We start from the raw sequence: 11593 nt of genomic DNA, 5'->3' as shown, positions 1-11593 counted from the left end.
GCCAGCAGCTTTTGTGATGCTAGAGGCATTACCCTTGACACCTAACGGTAAGGTAAACAGGAAAGCATTGCCAGCACCCGATACAAGTAGACCTGAATTAGAAAAAGCTTTTGCAGCACCTCGCACTCCTGCTGAAGTTAAGCTTGCTGAAATTTGGGCGGAATTTCTCAATGTGGAGCAAGTAGGCATCGATGACAACTTCTTTGAGTTGGGTGGTGATTCCATCATCGCTATCCAAATCATCACTAGAGCTAACCAAGCTGGTCTAAAACTGACAAATAAACAATTATTTCAGCATCAAACCATTGCCGAATTAGCCGCGCGCGCAGTTCCTAAGTCCACAATCGCCGAACAAAATCTGCAAGTCGAGCCAGAAATTATTAAAGATTCGGCATCTTTGACACCTATTCAGCATTGGTTCTTCGAGCAGAATCTACAAGATCCACACTATTTTAATCAAACATTTGTCTTGGAACTGCAAGAAGTACTCGACCCTGAGATTTTAGAGCAGGCGTTACAGGAGTTGATTTTACACCACGATGCTTTGCGCTTGCAGTTTGAATGCACAGCCTCTGACTGGAAACAAGTTTTAGCCGATCGCAATGTGATGCCATTCACATATTTAGACCTTTCAGCCCAAGCATTGCAAGAACAAGAGCAAGCTTTTGAGAAAACTGTTGATAAATTGCAACGTAGTTTTAATTTATTTGTAGCCCCACTAGTGCGAGCTGCTTTGTTCAACTTTGGAGTGCAGCAGCCAAGCCGCTTGCTGTTGACTATCCATCATTTAGTTGTAGATATTTTCTCTTGGAGAATTTTACTTGAGGACTTGCAAACTTGTTACCAACAACTCAGGCAAGGAAGAAAAGTGCAACTACCAACAAAAACAACTTCTTGCTTGTACTGGTCTGAACGCTTGCAAAATTACGCACATTCTGATATTATAAGACAACAGTGGAATTACTGGTTTAATGCATCTCATAAGCAAGTGTCTCGTTTGCCAGTAGATTTTCCAGATGGTGAAAATACCGTCGCTTCAGCCCGCAATGTAGCGATCGCTCTCAATGTAGAAGAAAGCCAAACTTTACTAAAGAAAGTATCCCAAGCTTACAACACTCAAATAAATGATGTTTTACTAACAGCCCTGGCGCAAGCTTTTTCTCAATGGACGGGCGATCGCTCTTTGTTAGTCGCTTTAGAAAGTTATGGACGGGAGGATATTTTTCCCAATGTGGAATTGTCGCGGACAGTAGGCTGGTTTACATCTTTATTTCCCATCCTCTTAAATTTGGAAAAAGCCTCTCATCCAGGGGAAGCTTTGAAAGCAATTAAAGAACAACTGCGGAGTATCCCCAATCGAGGCATTGGTTATGGTGTCCTACGCTATCTTAGCGACAAGACAGAAAACGGTGAGTTATGGTCAACACTCCCACAACCAGAAGTTCTTTTCAACTATCTTGGTCAATTAGATCAAACTTTCTCGAAGTCATCGCTATTCAAATTCATCCCGGAGTCAAGTGGACTAGCGAGTAGTCCGCAAAATCAAAGGAGCGTACTCTTGGAAATCAATAGTTTTGTGATTAACGGACAGTTGCAATTTGATCTGACTTATAGCGAAAAAATACATCAACGCTCTTCCATTGAAAGATTAGCTCAAGAATTTGTCAAAGCATTACAAGCGATCGCCACTCACTGTCAATCACCAGAAGTCAAAGGTTACACACCTTCTGACTTCCCAGAAGCAAACTTAAATCAAAAAGACCTCGACCAATTTTTAGCGAAGCTCACCCGAAAAAGCAAGTAGAACGATGAAAACAGAAAATATAGAAGATATCTACGAAGTCTCACCTATACAGCATGGTATTCTCTTCCATAGTTTATGTACTTCTGAATTAAGCCTCTACTTTGTACAATTGGGCTTTACTTTTCATGGCGATTTAAACGTTGTCGCTTTTGAACGTGCTTGGCAGCGAGTCGTAGATCGGCACACTATCTTGCGTACCAGCTTTTATTGGGAAGACATGGAAAAACCCTTACAAGTTGTGTACAAAAATGTCAAAGTATGCCTAGAACAACAAGATTGGCGCTTAATAGAGCCAGATGAGGTACAAACGCGTTTGAGTTCTTTTTTGAAACGCGATCGCGAACGGGGTTTTGATTTTTCCCAAGTTCCTCTGATGCGCTTGATTCTCATCCGTTTAGAAGACCACTCTTACCAATTCATCTGGAGTACACATATGCTCATGTTGGATGGGTGGTCATATCCGTTAGTGCTTAAAGAAGTTATTGATTTCTACGTAGCGTTTTGTCAAGGTGAAGATGTACCTTTTCAACCTGGCAGTACTTTCCGTAACTACATAACCTGGCTGCGACAACAAGATTCATCTACATCTGAGAACTTCTGGAGGCAAATGCTTAAAGGAGTAAAAACACCCACTCCACTAAGCAATCTAGATGTTGGCAATTTATCTAATCCCCAAGAAAGATACGATGAAGTCCAAATCGAAATCTCAAAAGCAATCACCGCAGATTTACAATCTCTAGCTAGACAGCATCGTCTCACAATTAACGTGCTTGTTCAAGGAGCCTGGGCTTTGCTCCTGGGTCGCTATAGTTGCCGCAACGAAGTGATTTATGGGTGTACTGTTTCTGGTCGTCCTGTAGACTTAGAAGGTTCCGAGTCTATGGTAGGTGAGATGGTCAACACTTTACCAGTCAGAGTCAAGATTGATGGTGAGCAGTATCTCATGCCTTGGCTCCAGCAGCTTCAGGAACAACTTGTAGAGATTCGTCAATATGAGTACACCTCGTTAGTAGATATTCAACAATGGAGTGAAATACCACAAGGTACACCCTTGTTCGAGAGCATATTTGTATTCGAGAACCAACCAATTGAAAGAATATTACGAGAATCACAAGAGCAAAACAAAGCTATAAACTTCTCGCGTCCACTTAATCTCTACAAAACAAACTATCCTCTTAACTTAGTTGGGTATCCAGGTTCAGAATTACGAATTGGCATCAGTTACGATTTCCGCCGTTTTGACACTGCAACAATTATTGGCATACTCAAGCATTTCAAGATATTACTTCAAAATATAGCAACTAATCCTGAAGTGCGCCTCAAAGATTTATCTTTGCTGACAGAGCAAGAGCAGCAGTTGAAAGCAATGTTAGAAAAGCAAGTGACATTTAACTTTGACTTAGCTTTGTCTAATTAAGTAGCGACTGTAAATAAAGTAGTACACATCTGGTGAACAATACTTCAAGTTCATCACCACAAGAGGAAATCATGCTAACAGTATCTTCAGAAATTGAACGTGTTCATCAAATTACAAGTGAAGATTTTATAGCGAAATATGTGAATAAATCTAAACCAGTTATTATTTCAGGGATCATTCCCAAGTGGGATTGTTTTAGTAAATGGTCTTTACAATATTTCCAGTCTATCGCTCCCAATCTAAATATATATGCCAAACATTTTCAAAATGGTCAAATCAAAGTAGAAAATTTTCCTATTCATGAATACGCAAACATTCTAGAGGAATATGAAAAAACAAAAAATCAAACAGAAATGGATATTCTACCTCCATATTCTCACGATACGCCCTTGTTTAGCTTAATTCCTGCACTCGTCAAAGATGTTCAAACATTTCCGCTAGATTACTTACCAAAATGGTATGCTTATAAATGGTGGCGTTACTGTCAATTCTTTATCGGTTCATCTAATAGTCTAACTCCTTTACATTTTGATTGCCTTCTGACCAACAATCTTTTCTTTCAAATTGTTGGGCGTAAACAATTTACTCTCCTATTGAGTGAAGAATCTCAATATTGTTATCGATATAATTGGCGATGGTTTAAGGTCGATCCAGAAAAGCCTGATTTAGAGCAATACCCTCTATTTAAAAATGCAAAATCCATAAAAGTAATTGTAAATCCCGGAGAAATTTTATATATGCCTCCTGGTACACTACATCATGTGAGAAGTCGAGATATGTCAATTTCTTTTAATATTGATTGGCATACACAGAAGAGCGTATTGAACGGTCTAGTAGCTGGTTTAAAGGGTATGCCACCAAAAAACATGTATTACAATTTTTTACTAGCATTAGGTTTGGTATTGAGAGTTCCACCTCAAGTTATATTCCATTTTTACAAATCTTATTTAAATTATATTTCTTAATTGACCAGACATACGCTCGTGCCATTTCATAATGCTAATTATCTCTTATATCTAAAAGCAGGAAGTTTTCAATGAATATCTTTGAGCAGCGAGAGTCAAATGTCAGAAGTTATTGCCGAAATTTCCCAGCTCTATTCCATAGAGCTAAAGGTTCTTTAATTTACTCAGAATCAGGAGAAGCGTATATTGATTTTCTTGCAGGTGCAGGCGCTTTAAACTATGGACATAACAACGATTATATAAAACAGAAGGTAATATCTTATTTAGAAGCTGATGCAATTACTCATGGATTAGATTTTTATACATCTGCAAAAGAAAAATTTTTATCTAAGTTTTTTGAATCATTACTACATCCTAGAGGTTTAGATTATCGGGTACAATTTTGTGGCCCTACCGGAACAAATGCTGTTGAGGCGGCATTAAAATTGGCCAGGAAAATTAAAAAAAGACCAGGAATATTTTCGTTCATGGGAGGCTATCATGGCATGACATTGGGTAGCTTGTCAGTGAGTGGTAATCTAGAAATCAAAGCTGGGGCATTTGGCACATCGAACCATGTCAATTTTATGCCTTATCCTCATGGATTTATGGAAAATATTGACACAATAGAGTTTATAGAAGCAGTACTCAATGATGTCAACTCCGGAATTGAAAAGCCAGCAGCAATAATATTTGAAACAGTGCAAGCTGAAGGAGGAGTGATTATAGCACCAATCGAATGGATGCAAAAATTAAGACAGTTATGCGATAAGCATGATATTTTATTAATTTGTGATGATATTCAAGTTGGCTGTGGTCGAACAGGTTCATTCTTTTCTTTTGAAAGAGCGAATATTGTTCCGGATATGGTAATACTTTCAAAATCGATTAGTGGTTACGGTTTTCCCATGTCATTATTATTGTTTAAGCCAGAGTTAGATATTTGGGAGCCTGGCGAACACAATGGAACTTTTAGAGGTAATCAACTAGCATTTATAGGTGCAGCAGCTGCACTGGAGTATAGAGAAATTACAAATATTGAACAGGAAATTAAAGCTAAAGAATCTTTCATATATAACTTTTTGATTGACAAAATTGCATCAATTAGTGATAAAGTCAAAATACGAGGAATAGGTTTGATTTGGGGTATAGATATTGCCGGATTTGGCGATAATAATTTAACAAAACAAATTATTTCCCGTTGTTTTGAACTAGGATTAATAATTGAAAGAACTGGCAGAAATAATACTGTAATCAAGATACTGCCTCCTTTAACTATTGAAATTCCGATTTTAGAAAAGGGGTGTTTCATTATCAAACAAGCTTTTGATGAGTGTTTAGCACAGTAAGATAAGTTAAACAAAATTTTCACTAATTTTCTCAGAAATTATTTTATTGCAAGGTGACTGATAATGATTGCCAATCAAACTAGAGATACATTGACTACTGAAGAGTTATTCTTTCAAAAATTTTATTGGCTAAATCAATTGTCTGGTGAATTGCCAGAGACAAATCTCATTACAGATTATATTAGACCTACAATTTATTCTGAGAATAATAAATCGATTGCTTTCGAGCTATCGAAAGATTTATCATTTGCGATCGCTCAACTAACAAACAATTCCAATTTATCGATTTATTTAGTTTTGCTATCTGCATTAAGTATATTAATGAATAAATATACTGGTAGCAATGATACTATTTTTGGTTCTCCTATTTATCAATTAGAAAACAGCGATCGCAATTTAAATACAATTCTACCTTTGCGTATTAATGTAGAAGCAAAACTGACATTTAAAGATTTGATTTTTCGAGCTAAAAATACAACAATAGGTGCATATAGCCATCAAAATTATTTAGTTGATGAATTAGTTAAAACATTGAGTTTACCTAATAAACAGAATCGCTGTCCATTTTGTGATATTGTCATTCTTTTAGAAAATATTCATCAACCGGAAAGTATAGCTGATATCAGTAATGATTTGACATTTTCATTCAAAGCTACTGATAATTTAATACTAGGGAGAATAGATTATAACGGATATATCTTTCGAGAAGATGTTATTAAATATATTATTAAATATTATATTAATATACTTGAATTCGTTATTTACGACTGCCAAGTTAAAATTGCAGACATTCCCTTATTAAAACCAGAAGACAAACATGAATTATTAGATTTTAACAATAAAGCAAAACAATATCCGATTGAGCGGACAATCGATCAATTATTTGAAAAGCAAGTAGAAAAGACACCTTTAAGAATTGCAGTTGATTATGAAAATACTCAACTAACATATCAACAGCTAAATGAAAAAGCGAATCAACTTGCAAGATTTTTACAGAATTTAGGATTAAATAAAGGTGAATTTGTTGGTATTTACAAAGAGCGAGATGTAAATTTCCTAATAGGTATACTTGCCATACATAAAGCTGGTGGAGCTTATGTCCCAATTGATAGTCAATACCCACCAGATAGAGTTAAATACATGGTTTCTAACAGCGAAGTCAGAATTATATTAACAGATAATTCTTGCTTAGACTCCTTGTCAAACTTTATCGAAAGCTGCTCGCACTTAAAATGTTTAATTTGTTTAGATTCTTCGTTACCAGACAAAGAACTTCTGAAAATAATTGATATCAATATATACAATCAATTTGATTTTAATCATTTACCTAAGAAAAATTTAGAAGGCAGTCATGTGGGAACCGATATAGCTTATATGTTATATACCTCTGGTTCGACGGGATCGCCAAAAGGTGCAATTGTTAGGCATGACGGTGCTGTTAACCATATATATGCTCAGTTCGATGAACTAGAGTTAACAGAAGACTTTCGTTTTCTACAAAGCGCTCCTTCTTCTACAGATATTTCTGTCTGGCAATTTTTAGCTCCACTGCTTATTGGTGGTCAGACAGTTATAGTAGACACTGAATCGGGTTTTGTTCCTGACAAACTATTTAAATTTCTTAAAGAAAAAAGAATCACTGTCGTGGAATTAGTACCAGCAGTATTCGGAGGATTATTAGACTATATTTCCCAATTACCAGCCGACCAAAGATTGTTACCAGATTTAAAGTGGATGATGGTAGTTGGAGAACCTGTTTCGGTGAAGCGGGTAAACCAGTGGTTGAGTTTGTATCCTGCAATTAGAGTAGCTGATGCTTACGGGCCAACCGAAGCTGCGGACGATATCACGCAATTTATAATTGATAAACCTTTACCAGAAAACCAACGAACTGTTTCTATTGGTAAACCTTTAAATAACTTAAATCTGTATATTTTCGACCGGGAAATGCAATTATTACCGATAGGATTTCCCGGAGAAATTTGTGTATCAGGAATTGGGGTGGGAGATGGCTATTGGAAAAATGAAAATAAAACTAAATTAAGCTTTGTTCCTAATCCCTTTCCTGACTCTAGAAAAAAATTACCAGAAAGTAATCAAGATTTAATTTACAAAACCGGAGACTTAGGTCGATGGCTACCTGATGGAAATATTGAATTTTTAGGACGCATAGATAATCAAGTAAAGATTCGCGGTTTTCGCGTTGAACTTGAAGAAATCGAAGCCTTACTGCGTCAGCACCCATCTGTGCGGGAAACTGTAGTTATAGTCAGAGAAGATACTGGTGACAAGCGTTTGGTAGCGTATGTAGTGACTCAACCTGACCAGTATTTGCCAGAAGAGTTGGTGTCAGATTTACGTAATCTTCTCAAACAAAGATTGCCGCAGCACATGATACCATCAGCTTTTGTTCTACTAGAGAGTTTCCCATTAGCTCCCAGTGGCAAAGTAGACCGTCGAGCATTACCCGCACCTGACCTCACCCAGCTTCAGAACGAAGGTGATTTTGTTGCTCCTTCTACTCCCATTCAGGAAATGCTCGCGGGAATTTGGGCTGAAGTTCTTGGTGTTGAGAAAATAAGTATTCACGACAACTTCTTTGAGTTGGGAGGACACTCCCTGTTGGCGACTCGTGTCATTTCTAAGTTGCGACAAGTCTTTCAAGTAGAGTTGCCCCTGCGTAGTTTGTTTGAAAACCCCACAGTAGGCCAATTAGCTCAAGAGATTGAACGCATTATCAAAGTTGGTAATAAACTGGAGATGCCACCAATTACACGCGTCTCCAGAGAAGGAGAGTTATTGCCATCTTTTGCTCAACAGAGGTTATGGTTCTTGGCACAGTTGGAACCAGACAACCCGATTTACAATATCCCTGGCGTAGTTAGGTTACAGGGAGATTTGAATATAACTGCACTTGAGCAAAGCTTGAATGAAATTTTGCGTCGCCACGAAGCATTGCGTAGTAATTTCAAAATACCACAAGGGCGGCTTGTAGTTGCGATCGCGCCACCAACACCACAGCAGTTGTCAATACTCGACTTGAGTGAATTATCTGTTGCAGAACAAGAAGCTAAAGTTAAACAACTAACGCAAATAGAGGCAAAAACACCTTTTAACTTTGAGACTGACTCATTAGTCCGGTTAAAACTACTGCGCCTTAATCAACATGAGTATGTAATGTTACTCACCTCCAACTACATAGCTTCTGACGCATGGTCAGCCGCCATACTAGTGCATGAGCTATCCTCACTGTACAATGCTTTCTGTCAAGGGCAATCCTCACCTTTAGGGGAATTACCGATTCAATACCCAGACTTTGCAGCTTGGCAACAACAGTGGATGGCAGGAGACATTCTAGAATCTCAACTAGCTTACTGGCAAAAACAGCTAGCTGGAGCGCCAACAGTATTAGATTTACCCACAGATCATCCAAGACCTGCAATTCAGACTTTTCGAGGTAGTACCTACAAATTTGAAATTTCTCCAGAACTATCACTTGCACTTAAAACCTTAAGCCAGCAAGAGGGATGTACCTTGTTTATGACTGTGCTGGCTGCTTTTAAGGCTCTGCTGTATCGCTACAGTGGTAGTGAGGATATTGTGGTTGGTTCGCCCATAGCTAACCGCAACCGTGCAGAAATCGAAGGTTTAATTGGGCCTTTTCTCAACACATTAGTCCTACGAACTAAGCTTAGAGGCGACTTTACCTTTCAAGAATTATTAACTCAGGTACGAGAAGTTTCTTTAGGGGCGTATGCTCATCAAGATTTACCTTTTGAACAACTAGTAGAAGTTCTGCAACCAGAGCGTTCTTTGAGCCATACACCACTATTTCAAGTCATGTTTGTGCTTCAGAATGCGCCTAAATCAGATTTAGAGTTGGTTGGTTTAACTTCGACTTTAATCGATCAAAGTTTTGGGACAGCTAAGTTTGATTTAATCTTCTCGATACTAGAGACTGCTGAGGGACTAAGTGCAACTTTTGAGTACAGCACTGACTTGTTTGAGGCTGATACTATTAGCAGGATGGCAGGAAATTTACAGACGCTATTGTCTGAAATTGTTGCTAACCCAGAGCAGCAGCTTTGGCAGTTACCACTGTTGTCACAAACAGAGCAACAGCAACTGTTGGAATGGAATGACACTCAAGTTGAGTATTCCCAAATCCAAATTATCCATCAGCTATTTGAAGCGCAAGTAGAACGGACACCCGACGCGATCGCCGCAATTTTTGAAGAGCAACAATTAACTTATCGGCAACTCAATGCTAGAGCAAATCAGCTAGCGCACTACTTACAAACACTTGATGTTAAATCAGAAATATTAGTGGGAATTTGCATAGAGCGTTCGCTGGAAATGGCAGTTGGAATTTTAGGTATCCTCAAAGCTGGGGGAGCCTATGTGCCGCTAGACCCACAATTACCACAGGAACGCCTGAGTTTCATGTTAAATGATTCACAGGTTAAGGTGCTGCTGACACAACAGCATTTAGTTACCAGACTAACAGAGCATCAAACAGTTGTAGTGTGTTTGGATAGTGACTGGCAGGTTATATCTGAGTCAACAGAAGAAAATCTTTACAGCGATGTCCAACCTAGTAACTTAGCTTATGTAATTTATACATCTGGTTCCACAGGCACACCAAAAGGGGTAGCAATGAATCAGCTTCCTCTTTGCAATCTCATCATGTGGCAACTGGAAAATATGAAAGTTGCAAGTGGTGCAAAAACTCTGCAATTTGCTCCTGTGAGTTTTGATGTTTCATTCCAGGAAATGTTCTCCACCTGGTGTTCTGGTGGAACGCTATATTTCATCACAGAAGAATTACGCCGAGATCCCAAAGCCTTATTAGATTTTATCAACCAAAAAGCTATTGAAAGATTATTTCTCCCCTTTGTTGCCTTACAGCAATTAGCAGAGGTAGCTGGCGATCGCCAATTAATTCCTAATACTCTTCAAGAAATCATTACTGCTGGCGAACAATTGCAAATTACTCCTGCCATTGCCAACCTATTTAGCAACTTAACTGATTGTACTTTGCACAATCATTACGGCCCGTCAGAGAGTCATGTCGTCACTGCCTTTACCCTCAAAGGTTCGGTAGATACTTGGCCAGTGCTGCCTCCCATCGGACAACCTATTAATAATACACAAATTTACATCCTAGACAGCCATCTTCAACCAGTTCCGGTAGGCGTACCTGGTGAATTGCATATTGGTGGTGTTTCTTTAGCACGAGGCTACCTCAACCGCCCAGAGTTAACTCAAGAAAAATTCATTCCCTTTGGAAGAGGCAGGGGGAAAGAAGACCAATCCTCTAATTTTGAGCATCTATATAAAACTGGGGATTTAGCCCGCTATCTGCCCAATGGAGAAATTGAATACATTGGTCGTATTGACTACCAAGTAAAAATCCGGGGTTTCCGTATCGAACTAGGAGAAATTGAAGCCGTTATCAACCAACACCCACAGGTACGAGAATGTGTAGTTGTGGTTAGAGAAGATGAACCAAGTTCCAAGTATTTGACAGCTTACATAGTCCTCCATCCAGAACAACAACTGACAATTACTGAGCTACGCCACTTCTTAGAGTTGAAGTTACCGAATTATATGGTGCCAACGGCTTTTATGATACTAGACGCATTACCCTTGACACCTAACGGTAAAGTCAACCGTCGGACGCTGCCAATTCCTGATTTGGAACAACTTGTTTTTAGAAGCAGTTTTGCAGCTCCTTCTACTCCCATCGAGGAAATGTTGGCTGGTATCTGGGCAGAAGTTCTGAATATTGCCAAAGTAGGCATTCACGACAACTTCTTTGAGTTAGGAGGACATTCCCTTTTAGCTACTCGTGTTACTTCTAAATTGCGGCAAGTCTTTAAGGTAGAATTGCCCGTGCGTCAATTATTCGAGTCCCCTACCATAGCAGATTTAGCCAAAGATATAGAGAGAGTTACCAAAGCAGGGTTAGAATTAAAAGCCCCGCCCATAACTTGCGTTGCTCGGTCGGAAGAATTACCCTTATCTTTTGCTCAACAACGGCTATGGTTCCTGGCTCAGTTAGAACCAGGCAATCCCT

Annotated in this window: 5 protein-coding genes; all 5 read left to right on the top strand. The window is 38.7% G+C overall.

Annotated features, from left to right (window positions below; genetic code table 11):
• On the top strand, nucleotides 1–1804 hold a 1804-nt coding region (locus RMY00_RS35655), incomplete at its 5' end, for a condensation domain-containing protein (RefSeq protein WP_322652072.1).
• 4 nt (nucleotides 1805–1808) lie between these two features.
• Nucleotides 1809–3221 (top strand): condensation domain-containing protein, encoded by a 1413-nt coding sequence (locus RMY00_RS35650; RefSeq protein ID WP_322652071.1) that lies wholly within the window; start codon nucleotides 1809–1811, stop codon nucleotides 3219–3221.
• 71 nt (nucleotides 3222–3292) lie between these two features.
• Nucleotides 3293–4186: a cupin-like domain-containing protein gene (locus RMY00_RS35645; RefSeq protein WP_322652070.1), complete on the top strand. Its 894-nt coding sequence runs from the start codon at nucleotides 3293–3295 to the stop codon at nucleotides 4184–4186.
• A 71-nt stretch (nucleotides 4187–4257) separates the two neighbouring features.
• Entirely contained in the window at nucleotides 4258–5514 is a 1257-nt protein-coding gene (ectB, locus tag RMY00_RS35640) for a diaminobutyrate--2-oxoglutarate transaminase (protein WP_322652069.1), read from the top strand.
• A 63-nt stretch (nucleotides 5515–5577) separates the two neighbouring features.
• Nucleotides 5578–11593, top strand: a 6016-nt coding sequence (locus tag RMY00_RS35635; RefSeq protein WP_322652068.1) for a non-ribosomal peptide synthetase, incomplete at its 3' end; no start/stop codon positions are given.

This window comes from Nostoc sp. ChiVER01 (genome assembly GCF_034531155.1).
Taxonomy (GTDB): Bacteria; Cyanobacteriota; Cyanobacteriia; order Cyanobacteriales; family Nostocaceae; genus Nostoc.
This window is presented reverse-complemented; position numbering and strand designations above follow the sequence as displayed.

Coding starts and splice junctions, on each gene's coding strand:
- RMY00_RS35645 (WP_322652070.1), top strand. CDS start 3,293: ATGCTAACAGTATCTTCAGAAATTGAACGTGTTCATCAAATTACAAGT.
- ectB (WP_322652069.1), top strand. CDS start 4,258: ATGAATATCTTTGAGCAGCGAGAGTCAAATGTCAGAAGTTATTGCCGA.
- RMY00_RS35650 (WP_322652071.1), top strand. CDS start 1,809: ATGAAAACAGAAAATATAGAAGATATCTACGAAGTCTCACCTATACAG.